Here is a 20697-nt window from a genome sequence, read left to right as displayed (position 1 = left end):
CTGTGGTACCCGTATTGCGTCACTTCTCACTCTCGCTCTGTACACAAAGAGCCCAACCGCCACTAACACTGTGACTGACAGGAGTGCGACTAACAGTAAGGAATGATCGCCTTGGTGGCCCGGATGCGCGTGGCTCGCTGGTGAGCCCAACACCGAGTAGAAAATTAATATTAGTGGGTTAGTAAGATGCTTTGTAATATTTTGGATGCTCATAATAGTTCCTCAACTATGACTAACGAACTTTCAGTTGCAGACGCTCTTCACCAGTTTCGTCCATCACGTGCACAGCACATGCAAGGCACGGATCGAAACTATGAAGTGTTCGCAAAATCTCTAAAGGTTGGTCAGGATCATGTAGTGTATGTTTATCTTGTAGCGCGGCTTCATAAGCGCCGGCCTGTGAATTAGGATCCCTAGGTCCTGCGTTCCATGTAGTGGGCACGACACATTGGTAGTTATCAATCTTTCCATTTTGCATGACTAACCAATGCCCTAAAGCGCCTCTGGGCGCTTCCATAACCCCGACGCCTTGACCTTTTACAGGCCAATTCGCTGGGTTAAAATATAAAGGGTTGAACGTATCGGTATCGCCTCTCGCAATATTATCAAGCAATTGGTCATACCAATCCTGTAGCTGGTTGACGATAATTTTGGTTTCAACCGCTCTGGCGAGCGTTCTGCCGAGTGTCGAGAAAAGTGCTGAGGGCGCTAAATCCAAGATAGAAAGAGAGCGGTTGACGATGTCTTGCGCTGCAGCATCCTTTTTCGCATACATCATTAATACACGCGCTAACGGACCGACCTCCATTGCATGGCCTTTCCAACGCGGACTTTTCAACCATGAATATTCAGCACTCGTATTAAGGTGCTTATAAGGGGGCCTTGGGCCCGTATATTCAAGGTTTGTTTGCCCTTCGAAAGGATGTAAGCCACTTGTATTTCCGCCGCTATAGCGATACCAAGATGAAGAAACGAATTCTTGAATTTCAGATGGATCATCTAAGTCGACTTCATATACCTTGCTCAAGTCGCGACCCAGTATTGCGCCTCTGGGAAATAAAAATGACGCGGGATCATCCATTGAGGTCGTCGGTAGGTCCCCATAGGTTAGAAAGTTACCCAGCCCCTCGCCTCGTGTACCCCACTCTTTGTAATAACCCGCAATGGCCAAAATATCTGGGTAGTACACTTGATCGACAAATGTCTTCATTTGGGTGATGGCATCTTGTAATTGCACTAATCGTCGTGTGTTAATTCCTGTTGATGCATTCAAATTAATGGGTGACGGTACACCGCCGACGACAAAATTGGGATGAGGGTTTTTGCCACCAAATATGGTGTGAACTTTGACAACGTCACGTTGCCACGTTAGCGCATCTAGATAATGCGCTAGCGCCATTAAATTTACTTCAGGTGGCAGTTTGTAGCCCGGATGCCCCCAATATGCATTGTTAAATATTCCCAGTTGTCCCGACTCAACCAGCGTTTTAACTTTTTGTTTCATATCCTTAAAATAACCAGGAGATGAACGAGGATAATCGCTAAGTTGACCAGCAAGCGCTGCCGTTTTAGCTGGATCCGCATCTAAAGCCGATACAACATCAACCCAATCAAGGGCATGTAAGTGATAAAAATGCATCACGTGATCATGCACATACTGGGTGCCGATCATGATGTTTCTGATTAATTGTGCATTTTGTGGGATAGCCATCTCAGCTTCACTCAGTGAACCTATCACGGTGCCTGAATGACGGTGCCCTTTGCCTTTTTTACCATGTTGCAACGGCCCTTTTGGCATGGACGTCATGGCCGGATGTCCAATAGCGACTCCTAACTTGGCGTTTGTACGCCACGCTTTTCTGAGGGCATCTTCGACTGCGCGAACCGATGCCATGCCATGTACCAATGTACAAACGCCACAGATACGCTGAGCAAACGCCCACGCATCCCGAGGATCTCTGCCTTGCAGGATCAGTTCAATTCCTCGTACAGAGGTACCCGAAGAGAACGCCTGTTTGATCGTATTCCCATCCAAGTCAGCTTCTATCCTAAGATGGCCTTCGATTCGAGTGATGGGATCGACGACCAACCGATCATTATTTGATGTCTTGTCCATATGCTTTGCCTATTGTGTTTTATGCGTTTTTACCGGCGTGCTTCTGTCCACCTTTACCCGGTTTAGATTTGTATCGTTCCCATGGGAAAAGGGCTTGGTAAAAACTGCCTTTATCCCAGAAGTCGGGCTCAGAGCAGCCAAGACACGGGTGCCCAGATTCAATAGGAAAACTGGTGCCTTGATTCCACTTAACGGTTGCACACGCATTAAAAGTTTCAGGCCCCTTGCAACCCAGCTCAAACAGACACCAGCCCTTCTTAGCCCCCTCGTCATCAAACGATTTTGCAAATTTACGTTGTTCAAAAAACGGACGCCGGTAACATCGGTCGTGAATGGTTTCACCAAAAAAGGCGAGTGGTCGTTGCAGTGCATCAAGGTCAGGAAAACGCTTAAATGTCAGGTAGTGAACCAACACTGCTGTTATCGCGATAGGCAGTGGTGGGCATCCTGAAATATTGACGATTGGTTTATCAGTAATGATGTCGCTGACTGCAACAGCGCCCGTAGGATTTGGGTTAGCTTTGGGGATCCCGCCAAAAGATGCGCAGGTACCAATGGCAATAATACCTGCAGCCTCTTTGGCCGATTCACGCAACATATCAACATTACTCATTCCACTGATCGTTGAGTAACCGGGATTCCCCATCGGAACCGAACCATCGACCAACAGCAAATATTGTCCCTTGTGCGCTTCCATTGCTGCGTGTCGTGCCTCCTCTGCTTGCTCTCCAGCGGCAGCCATTATTGTATGTTGATAATCCAATGAAATGTGATCGAAGATAAGGCTTTCCAGAGTGGGGGCATGAGAGCGTAAAATTGCCTCGGTGCACCCAGTACATTCTTGAAAGGGCAACCAAATAACAGAAGGTCGTTTTGCATTCCCCAGTGCATTGGCGAGATCGGCAACCGCACTTTGAGGTAAGGCGAGCAATGATGCTGTCGTAGCGCAGAACTTAAGAAATGTGCGTCTGGATATACCTGACGCTTGTAACTGCGCATTTAATGTGGGTAGAGACATATTAATCCTCCTCAGCCGCGTCATTCGTCGATGTATCAGACATTGATTGAATGTCTGACACGATATTATTGAGCGATAACACCATATCTTCTGGTTGAGATTTTATTAGCTGTGGACAGTCACAGATATGCACATATTTGCCCATGATCTCGGCTTCCTCGTTGTAATGCGTTTCAAGCCAGACACCTGTATATCGTGATTCGATTAGCACTGTGTCACCCAGTGCCTGAATATCTGCTTTCACCTCTCCATGGCCCAGAAAAGTCTCCAACTGTGATTCTTCACTTGCACTCAATGGTAATCGCCGCAGGTCTATCGTGGTTTCTTCTTGCTGCGCAAGTAACTGGGATAAGGCATGACGAATCTGATGCAAAAGCGGGATCACATTGCCCGTAGTGTCAGCATTAGATGTTATAAAAATGAGTTCTTCGTTCATCGTGACTCCTTTTCAATCGCTGGAGTATTGGCGTGAAAATTATCGGTAGAAAGACACGCACACGCGATATCCATGATGGAAGAGAGCGCGACACTGACTTTTGGACTTAAGGACGTCCCCCACTCGATTGTTTCAGGCTCTACGCCAATTAACGTCACTTCAGTCGGTTTTGAGAACAATGTTTGGCTGGTTAATAAGGTATCGCGTAACGTAATTTGGTGAACAGAGTGCGCCGTTGCCTGTTCAAATTGCTGCGCGATTTCATCATCTTTGAAGACTTTAACCGTGCCAGCTGGACATCGCATATAGGCGGCATCTATGACAATGGTATGATCTGAATTTGACACCCATTCTAATAATTCGTAGCTCAGTGTCCCAGCATCAATGCACGACACATTTGAATAGTCTTCAAACATGGGCTGTAAGGCTTGGATAGCATGTATACCAACGCCATCATCACGCTGTAAAATGTTTCCTACCCCTATTATGGTATATTGCTTAACCTTGTTTGCGACGCGGACTGCTGGCGTACATGTTTTTGCGGATTGCATTAGCCTCTGTCCTCTATTAACTGTGCGGTGCTGGTATTGACCAGCCAATCACAAAGGATAAGGAAACAACAATCGCGCAAAGACCAAGCAATTGAAGCGATTTGAAGCGTTGTTCTTTGGGCCGCAGTAGTACGAGCTTGAATGCGATGAGTGTTTGTATAAGGTAATAAAGTGCAAATCCCTTTGACGCGAGATTAATGATTTCAAATACGTTGGATGACCAAACTAATATGCCGGCAATCGCGATGACAAGAACATAATAAAACTGAGGAGATATAGATAAATGGAAGAGCTCTTTTAGCAAACCACCGCCACCTATGGTATCGGCTAATGCGGCACTTAACTGGCTTGCCGTCGCGGCCACAAGTAATAATATCGGCAATACCCAAATGGCTTGACCCAGGGTATAACTAATGGTTGTTTCATTCAGTTCGGTTATCGGAAAATCGAGAAAAATGGGACAGGTTAAACCAATAAAAACAACGTAAAGGAAAATGGCAATCCACTGGGCATATCGTCCCGCTTTAATACGCTGCTCTGCATTATAGCTATTGCCCATAAAACGCGTGGTTTCGAACCCTTGTGTCACCATGAGCATACCGGCAAGCATGCTAAGGGTTTCAAAATGGCTGAGGGATTGTATCGCCTCATGTTTAAACCACGCACTTTTTACTTGTATATCGTAAGTTGCTAGTGCTGTTAGTACACCAATAATAATCGCCAACTTAATTGTGACTGCGAATAACTCGATGGTTTCCAATCCTCTTGCACCACGAAGCCAAGCGACCAACATAATGATGACAAGCAGCCCACTGGTAAACAATTTGATGAGCGTTGTATCGTCAATAGCAAAGCGGTCAAAGACAAACGCGGCAAACAAGCTAATGTAAAACGCCACAGAAATTGCGTATGCAGCACCGAGGGCCCATTGACTGGCTTTCTCAAGCGTTGCGATACTGCCGTGTGAATTGCGAGCAAGCTCAGGCTCTGCATGACGTATATTGAAGCGAATGACTGAACCCAACAAATATGCCAGAGTCGACAATAAAATAATGCCCAGTAGCGCCCATTTACCCATTACCGAATGCAGCAGTGGTGCAATGATCAAAAAGCCACTGCCAATAATTGAAGCCAGCGGTGTTACTGTCGCTCGCCATTGGACAGATTGTCGTAGGCGAGGCAGAAACAATACTATTGCTACCAACAGTGAGGTTGCCAGGGCAATGGAATTTGTGATCACAGTTTCTCCCCCTTAATGATGCTTGTACCAGCCGGCACGCTTAATATCGTTCCAGGAAGTCGATTGATGACAGGCATAACACGCCTCCACTTTGGCTTTTGGCTCGCCAGCGACTTTGGCGGAAATCATTTTAAAATGTTGCATGTAGTGACTGGGCGGCGCTTCATGACATTGATTGCAATCACGAGATTGACTCGAGGGGTGAATAAACGTCGGCAGTGACCACTTGTCTGTACTGTGGCATTGCACGCAATCCTCTCCGAACAACGTGAAGTGGCGATCATCGTTGCTGTGGCACTGTGAACAATTCAATAATGCTTCTTTATCACTGACGTCGGGATGCACAAATAGGGGATCAGCCGTTTGCTTATTCGCTAGAACATTTTCTAAAAAAGCCATCGTGGCTGCGCCTTCGTCAAATGGCACGTTTGGGTTGGGGAGCATATTGAACCCAATATCGACCAATGCAATATGGTTCATCAGTGAAATCTTAGCATCCTCACCTTGATGCTCAGTATGACAACTAGCACATTCTGTTATGTCGGCGTGAAACGCAGTAGGTTGACGCGCGACGATATGGGTATCATTTGCATGACAGGCGACACACTTGTCGCGCTCAACGCCTTCTACTGGCGTGTGACAACTCAAGCAGTCATCCGCCAAAAACGCATGCGCTTTGCTCAGTGAACCAGGCTCTACCATTTGTTCCCACGGAATTTTTGCAAGATCCTCTGGTGTGTGAAAAAAATGGCTAACACCAAAGCCCGCTGCAACTAAGCCCAGAATAACTATTATCCACTTGCTCATAACCAGCGTAGTCCAAAATAAACTTCACTAAAAATGTGAAAGAACAATACGCCATAGAGCGTTATCGAAATCACGATATGAAACTTCAACCAACGAGCAAACCAAGTTTTCGCAGTGTCGTGAATCAGAATGCTGTATTCAACATCAGAAATGGCATCGATAATGGATAGAACCTTACTCTCTTGTCGAAACAGCTTACTTTGCGCTGAAGTAGGTACACTTAAAGCAATGTATGGAATGTGTCTCGCTGATGTTTGGGCGAAAGTCGAATATCTTACGTCGCAGACCGCGTCTTTAAGCGATTGTTTGGCGCTTGAAAGTGCACCTTGGAGTTCTGTCACTTGACGCTTTTTCTCTTTTACATTTGAGGAAATAAGCCCTAGCACATACCGACCAACAAACCCACTGATCACAACGACCATCATAAAGATGATGATGGAGACTCCAGTAGCACTATCAAAACGATGAGCGCTATGGATGAGTGCAAGAATAGGTCCCAATACTCCAGCATAAATATGAATGCGCAGCAGCGTAGGCATGGCTATTTGCTTGGTCACGACTTTCTTTAGTGCTTTGTTGCGTTTAATGATCATGTAAAGCAACGGAATAAACATTAATACCAGCGCAGTCAAACCAACGACAAATCCAGCAAAGCTGCCAGGGAATGCTGGGTCACGGTGCCACACAAACCCTAGCCAAAGTAAGATCATTAAGACCACCAAGCTGCCTACAATGGTTCGCTCTTGACTATTCACTATGCTTCCACCTCCACATCAGTTTTAGGGATGGCTTGACAGGCTAAAATATAACCACTGACCCTATCTTCTGGCTCCAACCCATCATCAACCTCCATATCAACATCGCCGCGCAGTAATTTCACTTTGCAACTGCCGCAAGAGCCTGCCCGGCACGAATTCTCAATATCAACATCAAGTCCATCAGCAACGTCCAATACGGTTTCATCTGTGCCGGCTTGTGCCTGTGCATTTGATAAACTAAATCGCACTTGGCGCGTATTGTTTACAGGCGTGTTTGGGGCGACCTCCGTTTTAGTGGCCGTTTTCTTCGGACTCGCACCACCGAAAGCTTCTGTTTTAATATTCGCTTCAGGCATACCCAATTCAGATAAAATATCCTTGGTTGCATCCATCATTGCCGGCGGCCCACAAATGTGTGCTGTTTTTAATGCTATGTCCGGCACGAATTCATTTATCAATGCCGATGAAAAACGCCCCTGAGGTCCCATCCAAGATGTGCCATCCGCCTGTGTCATACTGACGAGTACTTTCAACCTTGGGTGACGTGCTTGTAGATATTTTAATTCCTGTTCAAAAATAAAATCGTTAGACGTTCGCGTACAAAACAGAAAATAAATGTCACCGTCCCAGCACGTCGTGGTTAAGTAACGTACCGCGCTCATCATGGGCGTGATCCCAACCCCCCCTGAAATCAATACAACGCTACTTGCATCTTGACCATTGAAGTAAAACTTGCCGCCAGGCGCTTTAATTGAAAGCGTATCTCCCACATTTACGACGTCATGCATATGACGAGAAACAACACCGAATTCCTCGCGTTTGATGGTGACTTCAAAGTAATACTGCTCAGTGGGTGATGATGCGATGGTGTAAGACCGCTTCACCGGTTTTTCAACACCATCAATCGTGAGCGTAAAAGTCACAAATTGTCCAGGTTCAAAACTAAATGGGATGACTTGACCATCGGCGCTGGCAAGTCGAAACGTTTTAACATCATGGGTCTCATGAAAAATACCGGTGACTTGCATACTGCCACTATAGACACCTTTACGCGGTGACATAGTCGTAGAAGATAATGCCTGCGCTGTAGCGGGTATTAAAACAGCGTCAGTCCCTACAGGTGCGTTAGTAGGTATCTCGTTAGGTGATGTTTGCTTCGTGGGCGCAGCAGCGCTTGCGGTCTCAGTGGACCTAAGCTCTTCAAGCAATGCGGCAGCTCTGCGCATTTTAAATCCATAAACATACACCATGACGACAGTGAAGATCAGCAGAACAAGCATCACTGCAGTATGAAACGGCGTCATGCCAAACAGTGTTGAGGAATCATTCACTGGTGAACTGGGTAGCAAATTCATTTGCGATTTAAACCAGGTTAATGCCACTCTTCTGGGCTCTTGCCCATCTTGTATTGCCCGTTTTGCCGCCAGACCACTATCAAAATGCGCGATCCCTTCTTTAACGGTCTCAACAGCTACTTGCATTTGGGTATAGTCATCAACGGCTGCGGCACGGGCGAGCGATTCAAACCCGGTAGTCAGTTGTTCACTTCCTTGTTGCATACGCGCCGACGCTTTGCCTAAGATACTATCTCTTTGTTCCGTCGTGGTTGATTGCATCCGCATTAAAGTTGGATAGAGATCTTTAGGTTTAGGCGCTCCCATTTTCTCCATCATTTTATCCATTCCTTTTGCCATACCTGGCCCCATCATTGCGTTGGCATTGCCCGGCTGACCTTTAACTTGATTGGCCAAAGGTGGAGAATCTGTACTTACCGCAACACTCGGCCCATTCGCTGCCTCAGTATGATGGCTGGCATGCTCACTATCCTCAGTCTGTTGCTGTGCGTGCGCATTTATAATCACGAAAAAAAGAACGACGTTTAGAATGACACAATAGCGGTGAATCATTGATGCGCGTTTACTCCCCCTAGTCATGACGCATCCTTTTGTTCAGCCGCCCACAGCGCATTTATTTTCGCAATCTGCGGGGGTGTTAATACAGAGACGGCTTTCCCCACCGAAGCAATAAACTGTAGGCGTAGGGTGCTGTTTATGGCCTCTATTTTACTAATGGTGTCTTTAATATTGTCGTATTGAGGCAATCCTTGGGCTGTCAATTCCCACAATAATGCCTCTAATGCACTACGCTGCTGCGCAAGGCTTTTTTGGGAAGACTCCCACTCAGATTGAATCGATAACAACGTTTGATACTGCGTATCTGTTAGTTCTAATGTTGTTGTGTGGTTTAAGAAAAAGGCTTGTTCACCAAGGTGGTAAATATGAGGTGCACTACTCGCACCTGGCAAGCTTATCGTTGATGAAGGTTTGGATATCTCCGGTGTATTTTGTTCAGGAGGCATACCCATCATCGAACTATTTTTCATCATCATCTTACACATCATCCCCATGCAAGACTTTCCGTTCATTGTCATCTTCTTTTTCCCTTTTCCCATGCCCATCTTCATCTTGCTCGTCGCTTGGGGGGGCGTAGATGATTCATTGAGTTGAGGGCTGGTATCGCTCTGTTTAACGCCGGTATTGCTTTTTGATTGCGCTGCCAGTGAGTTGTCTAATGAGCGCAAAGCTGATTGGATCTTTGCAAAGTCAGCCGGCGCTAACTCGGGCGTAGTGTCTGAAGATTGTGTTTCTTTAGGTTTTTCTTTCGGACTAGTTTGTTGTGTTATCGCTGAACACGCGGTTGTGAATAAGACACTAGATAATACCAGACTCACAATAGCCGCTAAACGGTAGGTTTGGTGACACTCTCTAATCTTCACAACGGCATGCTCCTATTCAAAAATATCGACTAAAACCCACGATCAAACTCGACCATGTCATAACGTGCTAGTTCGCCATCAAGTACAATAGCCTCTGCAAAATGCTCATCCTTCGTTTTACCTAATCGTATTTTGCCAACAAATTTTCGTGAGTAGCCGTCATCAGCCTCTGAGGTCGAATAAGGATCGTACACGGTGCGATAGACATTGAAGACTTGATGTTCTTTGAGAGCATCGGTGTCAGAGACACACACCACTACTTGTTTATCATCGACGGTAACAACCTGCCCACTCATGATGTAGTCATGGTATATCTGGCTTGCACAGCCCCCTAGTAGCCCAACAGACAAGATTGCAATTGATAAAAGCTTGATTAATTTGTTCATGTAAAACTCCCGCGATTATTAAAAGAAAAGAGGCAGTCGCTTTTCCTGCCTCATAACGCATTGATTAGTTCTTTTTATGCTTGTGTATTGGCTTCGCTTTTTCAGCCGTATGTCCCATCATTTGCCCCATCATGTCTTCCATCATGGCCATACGCTGTTCCATCATTTTCATTTTGTCATCAGTCGACATATCACTGTGTTTATGCTTCATGCCCATGCCGCCTTTCATTCCTTTTCCATCTTTCATTCCCATCGAATCTTTGCCTTCCATCATGCCCATCATGTCTTGCATCTTTTGGGCATGCTCATGCAACATGGCTTCGCGCTTTTCAGGATCAGATTCACTTTTTACTGCATCTAAAACTGCTTGCATTTCTTCCATATGTGTTTGCATTTTCTTCATCATCTGACTGTCCATCATCGGCATGTCAGATTTATCAGTGTGTTGATGCGCGTAAGAAGTCGCAATTGGCGCAGCAACAAGGGCGCTGGCTAGTAATAATGACGTTAATGTTTTCATAATTTTTCCTTTAGTTGTGCTCACATGAGCGATTTAGGTTTGAAATAGACGACTTGTCACCTTAATCCTATGTCTTAGTCTCAGGTCAAGGTGCTATTTGGGCGATAAAAATTCGGCCAAAACCTCAAGCTCTTCATCTGTTATAGGCATTTGTGGCATTGCAGAAGAAGCGTTATTAAATTGAGGCTCTTTGACCTTTCGTAAAAAGAAGGCTTTGCCTCTATCGCTGATAACATTGTCTAACGATGGGCCAAGTGTTCCGCCCGCACCTTGCACCTGATGGCAGCCTTGGCAGCCATAGCGTGTGAGGACTTCTCGTGGATCCACCGCAATAACGTGCGTATGAATTCCGACATCTTCAAATGCATGCACACTGACTGATACAGAATTGATCAGTAATATGGCAATGCAGAATAGTGCTATCGTAATTTTTCGCACCCGATTTATCCTTTGCTTTTGATGAAATCCATCCTATAAATCACACGATAAATGTAATTGATTTAGATCAATCCTTCACGACAATCGGATTACAGAATCATTACATTTCCGTAATCAAATTATCGATTTATTTATCCTTGGTTCAAAATTATCTATGCTCAAGCTGCGTCAACAGGTCTCCTCATAGCTACTTTGCAGCGGCATATGCTGAATACCAGATGCAATTTTTAATTGGGTGAGCGGATAATAAGAAATGACGAAACACAAAATTGCGGTAATTACCGGTGCAGGATCAGGGATTGGATTAGCATTGACTAATGAATTCTTATCAAGGGATCCAAATATGCTTGTTGTTGCACTGTGTCGTGATAGCTCAGAACTAGGAGCGTTCAATGAAAAATTTGAACCCCGCCTCATCATAGAACACGTTGATTTTAATCACGAAGCGGCAACGATTGAAATTCAAGAAACGCTTAGCCAATACGAACAGATTGATTACTTAGTGCATTGTGCAGGTATTGTCACACCGCTTAAACCTATTCAATCAATAGGCTACAAAGAATGGCGCACGGCACAAAGAATCAACTGCGATATCCCCTTTTTGATAACACAACTGTGCCTGGATAAGTTTAAACATAGCCGCGTACTGTATTTGACAAGCGAGCAACCCGTTAGTGCAGTGAAAGGCGCATCAGCATACTGTGTGAGTAAAACGGCTTTAAATATGGTGTGTAGTTGTTTTAGACAAGAAGTTAATGAAGATGTAGCTGTTTTTGCCACCGCAGCTCCCGGAAATGTTGATACAGCGATGCAAAAAAAAATCCGGCAAGTGCCAAGCGATGTACTGCCGATGTCGGCCTTTTTAAGAGGCTTACATGAAGAGAACAAGCTACTACCGCCGCGCCTTGTTGCACAATACCTTTGGCAATTGTTAAATCGTATAGACCCAAAGACATTTAGCAGAACAAATTGGGATTTATTGCAAAGCATTGACGAAGCGCCGCTCAACCCAATTGATACCAATAAAACTATTTCAACGAAGCCAACTGAATCTGACTTACTGTCGTTGCGAAACAAGTTAAGCGGCAGTGTCTGGGACGTTGGAAGTACAGGCTATTCAGCGCGGCGTCATGTTTTTAATCGAGCCATTTCACATTTTCCATATGCGATAGTCGTGCCTGAGTCAGACGTCGATATCATTAATACAATTGACTATGCCAATCGCCTTAATTTACAAATATCAGTTAAAGGCGGCGGCCATGGGGTAACGGGTGCGGCCGTTATTGACGGTGGCATTGTCCTTGATATGTCTGCCTTTCAAAGTATAGAACTTTGCGCAGTTGGTCAGTCAGTAAGAGTGGGCGCGGGTGTGAAAAATCATAATTTGGATCTGTTCTTATCGAAATATAAGAAAGTGATCCCATTAGGCACCTGCCCGGATGTCGGTGTTGTAGGAGCAACGTTAGGCGGCGGGATCGGTTTTTTGTCACGCAAACATGGGTTAAGTTGCGACAATGTCTTGGCGTTTAATCTGATCACAGCAGATGGTCAGCAAAGAGTTATAAACACTTTGGAACACTCTGATCTTTTTTGGGCACTACGCGGCAGTGGCGGCTCTCAATTTGGCGTTATCACCCACATAACATTTAGGCTGCACCCGGCTCCAGCTTATGTTCAAGGAGGTATCATTGAATGGCCAATTCAAAAGGCAAAGCCTATTTTAAAGCAATACAGCGATGCTGTACTGCAGGGGCCGAGAACGCAATTCTTATATGCATACATCGCTCGTTCAGCGTTACAAAATGCAAAAATATCAATTATGGGGTTTAGTGAAGACCCTGACTCCAACCTAAATAACATAGCAAAATGGGAAACGGATGCCGATATCTCTGTTACGCATAAACAATACATAGAGTGCCAGTCAAATGAATATGAACAAGGGCACGCACTTTATTGGCGCAATGGGATCATTGAAGGTGAACTTACGGAACAGTTTATTGATGCGCTTTTGCAATGCTATCAGTCTTGCCCAGACAACGCAGCGGGCATTATGCTCGATCCGTTATGTGGCGCGATCCAGGATATCGAGACCCATGAAACCGCATTTATTCATCGCGATGCCTCATTTGTATGTAGCATCACGGGTGTGACTCTGCCCGATCAAGACAATACCAAGGTTATAGACTGGGTTAATCAAACCTATGAACGATTATCCCCATTTTTTAATGGCCATGCCTACCAAAATTATGACATGGGCAACGACTGTCCATTGACCAGTTATTTCGGTCACCATGTAGAGCGTTTGATTGCTTTAAAAAAGAAATACGACCCTCAACTTAGGTTTGCAGGCTCTTTGCAGCGGGATTTACAATAAACCGTTAAGCTGGTGTAATACTTACTCAAGCGCTATGGCGATCAACCGTCAGTTGCAGTAATTAGGATATATACAGTGTTTAAATGGATGTTAGTTTTTACTCTACTTCTTCCCACCATTTGCTTTGCCGATACCGATGACTATGTTCACGCAGACTTCTATCGCGGATTAGTTGGCCTTAAGAAACAGGTTGATGAGATTAATCGAGATTTACTGTTGTTGGAGAATGCTACGCTTTCCAATGCAGAAGTTAATCGTCGACTTGCGCGTATTGAACAAGATATTGATGCGGTGAAAACGTTATATAATGAAATGAAGCGATCAAAATGCAACCCTCAACGCTTAGCGCATCTGAGTTAGAGCAAATAAAATCATCTTTGGATATTCTTGATATGCAAGAGATTCGCTTACGATTGCAATCCGAGTTAACGCAACAGCATCAATCTGTTAAATCAGAGACATTGTTAGCTTCGCGCGACTTTACTAATGAAGCTACACGCAGTTTGGCCACCACAGTATTAACATTAACAGCCATCCTAGTTGCCGTTATTTCTGCAGTTATTGCTTGGATGAACCACATTCAAAGTACTCGAACTCAAGCAGTAAAAAACAAAGCAGAACAAGACTTGGAGGCGCTAAAAGAGGCAACAGATCAAGATCTACTAGCGTTAAGGGGGGTTAAAACAACGTCAAATTTCAGCGCTCACTGAGCGGCATGAGAAAGATATTAAGAGGCTCACAGACGGACACCAACAAAAAATTGAACTTTTGGAGCAGATAAATTTAGAAAAAGTTCAGTACGCGGCAAACGCTTTCGATAAGTTAATGAGTGAGACGGAGACGCAAAACGGTCTTGTTTTTAAAAATTTAGCGATATCGATTTATCTTCGCCGGTTTCTAATTGAAGACGGTTATGACCGTTTCTTTGATGATCTAAGCATGACGTCAGTTGAAGACAGCACTACCGCTCGTTGCGATCCGAGTGTTCTTAGATAGGTCATCGCAATACAAGAACATGCTATTTCACGCTTCGAAATGGTCAAAGACAAATTAGATGACGCAAGAATGCTTTACTATGAAGCGCTACTCGATTTAGCATTTTACGAAGCAGAGATGACCCGCTTTGGTGTATTAAATGACAATGCCTTGCAGAGTATTAACAAACGGTTAAAAAGTTTTGAAGAGAATTTAAATTTTTGCTTGACCGAAGAGCGCAGTGAATACCAAGATCCTGAGCGGCTTCCGCGGTTCATTTTTCGGGTGATATGCATGGTCGATAGTCTAATTTTTATTAGAGTCTGTTTACGTGATAAAAGCCTTTTTACGAAACAAGCGGCGATGCATGAAATTTCTTGTCAGGTGAGACTATTATTTGCAGAAAAAGAAATGGCCACAGACGACGCTATCACTAACGTACTCGCGGGAGCACAATGTAACAGTCTATGGCAAAAATATACTGGATTCCAGAAAGAGCGCCCAAGATTGTTTGAAGACTAGCGGTAATCTGGGTTTGTTGGCACTAAAAGCACAGCGGTCCCTACCTAAAAATGTTGTTGTACGCTAAGAATATCCACACTATTACTGATATACAAGTGCTAGAAACGCCGAGACTACTTGTAAAACAAACAACGCTCTACTTTTGTCAAAGGTCCCTTATTATCATTGTCTCATCTTCAACTTAGACTCACATAACCGAATGCGAAAGCCAATACACGCTGCCTAATGTTACAAAAAACAGAGGTTGATGTAACACATACACAGCAAGACTGTGACGTCCTAAAAACGTGATTTTAGTTGATAATTTCAGTGAAGCACAGGGATCTATACCCTTAATAAACATATGGCCAACGCCAATGCCCAGCAATACAACGCCAACCCAAGGAAATAGTGCAACATAATCGTTGGGTGATGACGGCAGCCCCAATTCCCATAAGTTAAACGGCCATTTACTTGTAACCACATTCGTTAAGAACAGTGTAATAATCCCTATCCCAATAAAACAAGCCATGACTGGATAACGTGCGAAGGGAAAGCATAGTACACTGGCCACGGCGATAAAGTGTAAAACACCAAAAAATATCCAATTAGTATTGAAAAACCAATAAGTAAATAGTGATATAACGCATGCCCATACCACTATCCACATTATTCGCTTCGCAAAGGATTTCAAATCCACGCGTTGGTGATGAGCGAACACCAATGATGCACCCACACTTAAGAAAAAGAGTGATAAAATGACATACCGAAATTGTTTCCAGCCAGGACCATTTGGCACACTCCAATCTACCCAGCCAAAGAACCGCAAGTCATACGCGAAGTGAAAGATCACCATTAATACAATGGCGACCGTGCGCATGATGTCTAGGGTAACGTTGCGAGTGATGGGCATACTGACGTCGCTTAATGATGCTTGTGGGGCTTTTTATCGCGGGTAGACGAATGTGAATGTATGACTTTCCATCCATTACTCGTTCGTTTAAACAAGTACGTTTGGTAGCCCTTTTTGTCAAATGTTGAGCCAGTTTTTCTTACTTCACCAGACACATTTACGGTCGTAATCGCCCATGCCATATCGTCATCAATTGTAATATCCATATCCAATATATCGATGGTGAGGCGTTTGAGTACTTCTTTCTCTGGCTCCACATGATTTTCGACGAGATCACTTAATCCTGTGTTTTGGCCGCCTGATTCAATGTATCGAGCACCTTTATGGTCGAGATAGTGTTCATAAAAAGGCCGTCCTTGGCCCGACTCCCAACCGTTTTCAATAGCAATGATAATTTCTTCAATCGTCGCTTTGTCTTCATCTGCCTGTGATGCAAAGACGCCCAGTGTAGTTGTGCTTAACATCAGGACGAGTGAGATTCGCATAAGTAACGTCATTTAAAGTTTTCCTATAAATTAAAGTGTTAATGGGACCAATGGATATGACTTATTTTCCAATGACCATTGATAAGGTTAAGTACCAGTGTTTCATTTCCTTGCTTATCAATTTGTTTACCTTTGTATGTGCCAAGGGTGTGGCTTCTGGCAATTGAGACCGCCGTATCCCCATAAACGCGAACATGATGTTCAATTGTTGTGGTTTTGACAGCCGCAGAAAACCGCACATCAGCGTGTAAATGATGTTGTCGATATTCTTCAGCACTGCGTTCTATTCGCGATCCCTCTAAAATAATGACTTCGGATGTCAATGCACTCATGACGTCATCCGCTTGTCCATTAGATAATGCTTCGTGATAAGCGAGCACACTGCGACCCGCTGCAGTATCCAAGCCACTGAAGTGAGTTGCAGAGCGCTCTATTGATTTGAGTGGCTCATGAGCAAACGTACTAAATGAAAGCAGCGCAATAGACAAAACAGTCGTTAAAACGTAATTAATTTTCATATAAATCCAAAGTTAAGATTGAGGACCAAGAACAGTAGTCAAAACAGCGGTGATCAGAAAAATGCATAGTCCAATGAGCATTTCAATTTGGATCGAACGGCGCATGTCTATCGCTGCGTTACTGTGCGTTAAAAGCTTGGGCGTTAATTTTAATTTATGCCATGCGGCAAGCAGCAGGATCGCATTGACAAAGCCCAGCTTTAACAGCAGGCTTTGTCCATAGATTTGATTGAATAAATTACCTACAGAACCAACTAGCTCCCATGCTAGCAGAGTGCCGGCAAGGAGCAGCAGGCTCACCAGTCCTATAGCAAGATGACCAAATTGCCGCATCAGACTGTATAGCGGTGTAGGCGATAGGTGTAGGCATGCTGCTGACAACGGCCAAAGAGCGCCCATCCAGCTTAGCGCGATGATAACATGCACAGCTAATGCATAACCATATGAACGTTCCAGTTGCACGGTATGCCCGGAAAGCATGAATACATATCCAATACTCCCCCACAGAATTATTGCACCAAGAAGAGTCACGATAAATTGAGGCGTTTTTTTGCGAGCGAGTTGCCAATAAAACGATCCACAAAAAGCAATGCCGACGATGAATATGCACAGCCGACTTATTGCAATAGTCCCTAAAGTAGATTGTGCAACCATACGTCGCATGACCGCATCAAACATGCCTGTGAAACCCGTTTGAGATAGCGACCCCACTTGGAAAAAGAAATCCAACGTAGTCGCGAAAACACCAACTAAACCAAACATAGCCATATACTTAATAATATGACCTTGCAGAAGCAGACGAACTTGAGATTGTTTTTCCAGACTAAATGGCACTAAAAGAAGGATAAGAAATCCGCCTAAAAGCGCCGACAGTCCTAGATAGACAGTAAGCTTGGTGGATAGGATCAATACTTCCCAAATTGCCATTTTAATCTTCCTCTTTAATGGTCTTTGTGTTGACTATGGGCTTTTTTGTCATCTTGCATGGACTTGCTTCCGTGAACCATGAAGTCAAATGAACCGTCCATTTTGTGCCCATCCTCACCAAGTAACATCCACTGTGCGGTATAGTTACCCGGCGATAACGTCGGTAAGTCGTAATTAAAGAAAGTGCTAGACTCCATCGATGGAGAAAAATTAAAGTCGACAGGCTCGCCGTTTTGAGAATTTAACGTCAATTTGGCCAAACGAACTGGCTCAGTAAAAACAACGGACAATTGTGGAGGCGATGACATTAACATCGCATTGTTTTTTGGCATGGATGTTTTCAACGATGTGTGAGCATAACTGCTTGTGCTCAAGAAAAGAGCGGTCAGTAAGAACGTTGACAATAGTGTTTTCATAAATAAACCTCGGTAGTTTTAAGTAGTAGTAAATGGTGAAAATGAATCGATTTGTATAGCATTTTCATTGACGGAGTAGCGTAATAGTAATTGGGTTACATCGTTCATCATTGCCGGAGGACCGCAGAGGAAAAACAAACACCGATGGAGGTCGCGGTGTGTATCTAAAAATACGGCCAAAGGTATTTGCACGCGCCCCACCGGTCCACACCAAATTGAAGAGGCGTTTGAAACAATCGGTTGATAGGTAAAATTAGAATGCTGTGTTTCAACCGCTTTTAACCAGCAATGATTTGCCAATTCAACAGGGTGTTTGGCGCCATAAAAGAGGGTTATAGGCAGTGTCGAATGCAAGCCAAATATTAGTTCATCGATTAGAGCTTTTAGAGGTGCTATACCCGAGCCCCCACCGACCAACACAATTTCTCGTACACCAAGGTCATCAAGTAAGTTAAATCCCCCTCGAGGCGCAACTATATCAACCACCGTGCCGATGCTTAAATTACCAAGGTGAAAAGAACCGATGCCAGGTCTTTGGTTGTTAGATTGTGCCGGTTGCATTTTTATATTGAATGTAAGCACGCCACTACCATCATTTCGGTTTGCAACTGAATAATGCCTGACAGTGTTTGGATGGGAAAATGTAGCTGATTCAAAACGCGGCCAATAAGGCTGATAGCGTCTCGGTAAGTCTTTCGGAAACGCTAAAGATTGACCTTCTTTAATCGTGAATTGAACAAAACTGCCAGGCTTAAAATCCAGTGGAACACTGCCTTGATATTTAAATCTTAATTCTTTGATAAAGGGTGTAATGAATGTGTTTGAGAGCAACTCGCATGATACTGTTTTGGGGTTTGGAGACTCTACAAGCTGAACGTTGCCTTTCAAATCAGTGTTTTGCTGACAAGCTAAACGATACCCGGACAACAACCTGTCTTGAGATAAGCGGTATCGTTCTGCAACTGAAATGGCAGCCGATGGATCAAGGCGCACAATACATTGGCCGCATGTTCCCCCTCCCCCACATACTGACCCAATAGAAAGGGCGTTGTGCTGTAGACAATCCAGAAGTGATTCATTGTCCTTAGCAACGACGTTTTGGAGGTAACCTTGCTGATCTCGTACCACTAAGTCTTGCTTTCTATACGACCACCCAATGAATACTTGCTTATTTTTAACGAGGCTAACCAGCCACGTAATTCCTGAAATACTCAACAGCACAGTCAGTAACGCGAGAGCCTTGATCCACCAGTGATTAAATGAGCCGGTGTTCTGATAATCCATAAAGTGCAATAGCATCAACAAGTTTGTCCATTCCCTGTTGCTATCGACGACGCCGGCTAATTCCCCTGTCGATGCTCGGACATAAATGTGTGTCGTTTCTCTGTCTGATAAACGTACATGCCAAACCGATTGTTGCTCTTTGGGTAGATGCTCTATCGGCGGATCAACACGGCGCAAATCTTGAATAGGCGAAGTTAGCCGGAACTGATTGTTGACCAGATCACGGATATCGTTCGCTGTTAGTTCTATTTTATTTCCCTTTATCGCGTCTATTAACTCATACTCTCTTTCATTGGCATGTCTAGCATAGTGCGTCATAACCTTATAGGTCGGGTTTCCCAACAAGCTAAGCAGCTCAATAGAGAGTGCATTGGGTGAGCGTATAAGGACGTTCTCGACGGATATTAGGTTTGGCGTTAATACACTTCCTGCAATAGCGTCACTTGCGATTCTGGAGAGCGGTTTACTGTGCTCAGCCTGTCCAAGTAAAAAACCCGTAGCGAGCCAAACCATTAATTGTGAAAACACAATTAATGCAAGGTATTTGTGAATGATCCGCCAGAACATTTCAGTCAGCTGCCTTTCGCGATGACGAAAAGGAATAAGGCAGCAATAGCAAGCCTGCTAATGCGGCCAACAGCCCTATGATAGTCATGCTCACTAATAGTGTATTACTAACGTCTTCACCTTCTTGGTAATCCATAATATGGAGGCGCCATAACCAATCAAATACTTGCCAAGGGGCATGTCGAATATATTCAACCGTACCTGTGTCTTGACTGACGTAAAATGTTGGCGCAAGTGCGCCTTTAAATTCAACACGCCATAATGGACGTCCTCGTTGCCCAACCGCACTATCCTCTTCGTTTTCACGCAGCAAGGTCACATTGTCGACCTCATACGACCGACTTGACCTGGACATTGCGATGGCGGCGGCTTGTTTGTCTGACAACGGTTGGATGACGTCTCCTGATAAGCCGCTGATCAGGTGCGTCTTACTGGCGAGGGTTAATCGGTAAACCGGCATCTCCCCCACACTGCCCAAAACGATTGACTTAGCATCAGGGTAGCGAGCGACTATCTCATCAAAGCCAACGTTTACCGTTGACAATGATGAAAGCGCGGGCGAACTTTTCATGAAATGATCGCCATGAATATAGTGGATATCAAACCAGACCATGTAGAGTCCACTCACTGACCAGAGGAGCATCTGCACACCGACAATCAACAGTAGGTATCGGTGTAACCGACGAGCAAG

The 20697-nt window shown here is 44.5% G+C and carries 24 protein-coding genes; 5 read left to right on the top strand and 19 right to left on the bottom strand.

The window, feature by feature from the left end:
- Positions 1-232 precede the first annotated feature (232 nt).
- From BM528_RS05035 to BM528_RS04980, 12 genes are all read right to left on the bottom strand, one after another.
- Complete coding sequence (locus BM528_RS05035) at positions 233-2116, bottom strand: nickel-dependent hydrogenase large subunit (protein ID WP_071978947.1); 1884 nt, start codon at positions 2114-2116, stop codon at positions 233-235.
- 19 nt (positions 2117-2135) lie between these two features.
- Complete coding sequence (locus BM528_RS05030) at positions 2136-3134, bottom strand: hydrogenase small subunit (RefSeq protein WP_071978946.1); 999 nt, start codon at positions 3132-3134, stop codon at positions 2136-2138.
- A 1-nt stretch (position 3135) separates the two neighbouring features.
- Positions 3136-3570: a hydrogenase expression/formation C-terminal domain-containing protein gene (locus BM528_RS05025; RefSeq protein ID WP_071978945.1), complete on the bottom strand. Its 435-nt coding sequence runs from the start codon at positions 3568-3570 to the stop codon at positions 3136-3138.
- A complete protein-coding gene (locus tag BM528_RS05020; RefSeq protein WP_071978944.1) occupies positions 3567-4121 on the bottom strand; it encodes a HyaD/HybD family hydrogenase maturation endopeptidase in 555 nt (184 codons plus the stop codon). Before BM528_RS05020 ends, BM528_RS05025 begins: the two co-directional genes overlap by 4 nt.
- 16 nt (positions 4122-4137) lie before the next feature.
- Entirely contained in the window at positions 4138-5361 is a 1224-nt protein-coding gene (locus tag BM528_RS05015; protein ID WP_071978943.1) for a hypothetical protein, read from the bottom strand.
- Positions 5362-5373: 12 nt separating this feature from the next.
- Positions 5374-6168: a multiheme c-type cytochrome gene (locus tag BM528_RS05010; RefSeq protein WP_071978942.1), complete on the bottom strand. Its 795-nt coding sequence runs from the start codon at positions 6166-6168 to the stop codon at positions 5374-5376.
- Entirely contained in the window at positions 6165-6923 is a 759-nt protein-coding gene (locus tag BM528_RS05005) for a hypothetical protein (protein ID WP_013755285.1), read from the bottom strand. Before BM528_RS05005 ends, BM528_RS05010 begins: the two co-directional genes overlap by 4 nt.
- Positions 6923-8860 carry a 2Fe-2S iron-sulfur cluster-binding protein gene (locus BM528_RS05000; protein ID WP_071978941.1) on the bottom strand — a complete coding sequence of 646 codons (1938 nt, stop codon included), beginning with the start codon at positions 8858-8860 and terminating at the stop codon, positions 6923-6925. Before BM528_RS05000 ends, BM528_RS05005 begins: the two co-directional genes overlap by 1 nt.
- On the bottom strand, positions 8857-9702 hold the full coding sequence (locus tag BM528_RS04995) for a hypothetical protein (RefSeq protein ID WP_071978940.1): 846 nt from the start codon (positions 9700-9702) through the stop codon (positions 8857-8859). The genes BM528_RS05000 and BM528_RS04995 overlap by 4 nt, the downstream gene beginning before the upstream one ends.
- A gap of 29 nt (positions 9703-9731) precedes the next feature.
- Complete coding sequence (locus tag BM528_RS04990) at positions 9732-10088, bottom strand: hypothetical protein (RefSeq protein WP_071978939.1); 357 nt, start codon at positions 10086-10088, stop codon at positions 9732-9734.
- Positions 10089-10152: 64 nt separating this feature from the next.
- Complete coding sequence (locus tag BM528_RS04985; RefSeq protein WP_071978938.1) at positions 10153-10608, bottom strand: hypothetical protein; 456 nt, start codon at positions 10606-10608, stop codon at positions 10153-10155.
- Positions 10609-10701: 93 nt separating this feature from the next.
- Entirely contained in the window at positions 10702-11046 is a 345-nt protein-coding gene (locus tag BM528_RS04980; RefSeq protein ID WP_232230577.1) for a c-type cytochrome, read from the bottom strand.
- 253 nt (positions 11047-11299) lie between these two features.
- Here BM528_RS04980 and BM528_RS04975 point away from each other — a divergent pair, with 253 nt between their 5' ends.
- From BM528_RS04975 to BM528_RS18780, 5 genes are all read left to right on the top strand, one after another.
- Positions 11300-13420, top strand: coding sequence for an SDR family NAD(P)-dependent oxidoreductase (locus tag BM528_RS04975; protein WP_071978937.1), 2121 nt, complete (start codon positions 11300-11302; stop codon positions 13418-13420).
- Between the two features lie 75 nt (positions 13421-13495).
- Positions 13496-13780 carry a hypothetical protein gene (locus tag BM528_RS18795; RefSeq protein WP_232230576.1) on the top strand — a complete coding sequence of 95 codons (285 nt, stop codon included), beginning with the start codon at positions 13496-13498 and terminating at the stop codon, positions 13778-13780.
- Positions 13747-14130: a hypothetical protein gene (locus BM528_RS18790; RefSeq protein ID WP_232230575.1), complete on the top strand. Its 384-nt coding sequence runs from the start codon at positions 13747-13749 to the stop codon at positions 14128-14130. Before BM528_RS18795 ends, BM528_RS18790 begins: the two co-directional genes overlap by 34 nt.
- Positions 14131-14245: 115 nt before the next feature.
- Positions 14246-14416: a hypothetical protein gene (locus BM528_RS18785; RefSeq protein ID WP_232230574.1), complete on the top strand. Its 171-nt coding sequence runs from the start codon at positions 14246-14248 to the stop codon at positions 14414-14416.
- A 39-nt stretch (positions 14417-14455) separates the two neighbouring features.
- Positions 14456-14917 (top strand): hypothetical protein, encoded by a 462-nt coding sequence (locus tag BM528_RS18780; protein WP_232230573.1) that lies wholly within the window; start codon positions 14456-14458, stop codon positions 14915-14917.
- 187 nt (positions 14918-15104) lie between these two features.
- Here BM528_RS18780 and BM528_RS04965 read toward each other — a convergent pair whose 3' ends face one another.
- The 7 genes from BM528_RS04965 to BM528_RS04935 are packed head-to-tail and all read right to left on the bottom strand — an operon-like array spanning position 15105 to position 20577.
- Positions 15105-15809, bottom strand: coding sequence for a DUF1624 domain-containing protein (locus BM528_RS04965; RefSeq protein WP_071978936.1), 705 nt, complete (start codon positions 15807-15809; stop codon positions 15105-15107).
- Between the two features lie 11 nt (positions 15810-15820).
- Positions 15821-16306, bottom strand: coding sequence for a nuclear transport factor 2 family protein (locus tag BM528_RS04960; RefSeq protein WP_044447436.1), 486 nt, complete (start codon positions 16304-16306; stop codon positions 15821-15823).
- Between the two features lie 26 nt (positions 16307-16332).
- Positions 16333-16812, bottom strand: a complete 480-nt coding sequence (locus BM528_RS04955) for a YybH family protein (protein WP_071978935.1) — start codon at positions 16810-16812, stop codon at positions 16333-16335.
- A 12-nt stretch (positions 16813-16824) separates the two neighbouring features.
- Positions 16825-17739, bottom strand: a complete 915-nt coding sequence (locus BM528_RS04950; protein WP_071978934.1) for a copper resistance D family protein — start codon at positions 17737-17739, stop codon at positions 16825-16827.
- Between the two features lie 14 nt (positions 17740-17753).
- Positions 17754-18155: a copper resistance CopC family protein gene (locus tag BM528_RS04945; protein WP_071978933.1), complete on the bottom strand. Its 402-nt coding sequence runs from the start codon at positions 18153-18155 to the stop codon at positions 17754-17756.
- A gap of 18 nt (positions 18156-18173) precedes the next feature.
- Positions 18174-20006 carry a 2Fe-2S iron-sulfur cluster-binding protein gene (locus tag BM528_RS04940; protein ID WP_071978932.1) on the bottom strand — a complete coding sequence of 611 codons (1833 nt, stop codon included), beginning with the start codon at positions 20004-20006 and terminating at the stop codon, positions 18174-18176.
- A gap of 1 nt (position 20007) precedes the next feature.
- A complete protein-coding gene (locus tag BM528_RS04935; protein ID WP_232230572.1) occupies positions 20008-20577 on the bottom strand; it encodes a peptidase in 570 nt (189 codons plus the stop codon).
- Positions 20578-20697 lie beyond the last annotated feature (120 nt).

This window comes from Alteromonas sp. RW2A1 (assembly GCF_001886475.1).
Classification (GTDB): Bacteria; Pseudomonadota; Gammaproteobacteria; order Enterobacterales; family Alteromonadaceae; genus Alteromonas; species Alteromonas hispanica.
Note: the sequence above shows the minus strand (reverse complement) of the source record. Positions and strands in the feature narration are given on the sequence as shown.

Bases quoted from the DNA above. Each gene is read 5' to 3' on its own strand.
- BM528_RS04965 (WP_071978936.1), bottom strand. From the start codon at position 15,809: ATGCCCATCACTCGCAACGTTACCCTAGACATCATGCGCACGGTCGCC.
- BM528_RS04945 (WP_071978933.1), bottom strand. From the start codon at position 18,155: ATGAAAACACTATTGTCAACGTTCTTACTGACCGCTCTTTTCTTGAGC.
- BM528_RS05000 (WP_071978941.1), bottom strand. From the start codon at position 8,860: ATGACTAGGGGGAGTAAACGCGCATCAATGATTCACCGCTATTGTGTC.
- BM528_RS04940 (WP_071978932.1), bottom strand. From the start codon at position 20,006: ATGTTCTGGCGGATCATTCACAAATACCTTGCATTAATTGTGTTTTCA.
- BM528_RS04950 (WP_071978934.1), bottom strand. From the start codon at position 17,739: ATGGCAATTTGGGAAGTATTGATCCTATCCACCAAGCTTACTGTCTAT.
- BM528_RS05025 (WP_071978945.1), bottom strand. From the start codon at position 3,570: ATGAACGAAGAACTCATTTTTATAACATCTAATGCTGACACTACGGGC.
- BM528_RS04955 (WP_071978935.1), bottom strand. From the start codon at position 16,812: ATGAAAATTAATTACGTTTTAACGACTGTTTTGTCTATTGCGCTGCTT.
- BM528_RS18790 (WP_232230575.1), top strand. From the start codon at position 13,747: ATGCAACCCTCAACGCTTAGCGCATCTGAGTTAGAGCAAATAAAATCA.
- BM528_RS04975 (WP_071978937.1), top strand. From the start codon at position 11,300: ATGACGAAACACAAAATTGCGGTAATTACCGGTGCAGGATCAGGGATT.
- BM528_RS18780 (WP_232230573.1), top strand. From the start codon at position 14,456: ATGGTCAAAGACAAATTAGATGACGCAAGAATGCTTTACTATGAAGCG.
- BM528_RS04935 (WP_232230572.1), bottom strand. From the start codon at position 20,577: ATGAAAAGTTCGCCCGCGCTTTCATCATTGTCAACGGTAAACGTTGGC.
- BM528_RS18785 (WP_232230574.1), top strand. From the start codon at position 14,246: ATGAGTGAGACGGAGACGCAAAACGGTCTTGTTTTTAAAAATTTAGCG.
- BM528_RS05035 (WP_071978947.1), bottom strand. From the start codon at position 2,116: ATGGACAAGACATCAAATAATGATCGGTTGGTCGTCGATCCCATCACT.
- BM528_RS05020 (WP_071978944.1), bottom strand. From the start codon at position 4,121: ATGCAATCCGCAAAAACATGTACGCCAGCAGTCCGCGTCGCAAACAAG.
- BM528_RS04990 (WP_071978939.1), bottom strand. From the start codon at position 10,088: ATGAACAAATTAATCAAGCTTTTATCAATTGCAATCTTGTCTGTTGGG.
- BM528_RS05010 (WP_071978942.1), bottom strand. From the start codon at position 6,168: ATGAGCAAGTGGATAATAGTTATTCTGGGCTTAGTTGCAGCGGGCTTT.
- BM528_RS04985 (WP_071978938.1), bottom strand. From the start codon at position 10,608: ATGAAAACATTAACGTCATTATTACTAGCCAGCGCCCTTGTTGCTGCG.
- BM528_RS04960 (WP_044447436.1), bottom strand. From the start codon at position 16,306: ATGACGTTACTTATGCGAATCTCACTCGTCCTGATGTTAAGCACAACT.
- BM528_RS05030 (WP_071978946.1), bottom strand. From the start codon at position 3,134: ATGTCTCTACCCACATTAAATGCGCAGTTACAAGCGTCAGGTATATCC.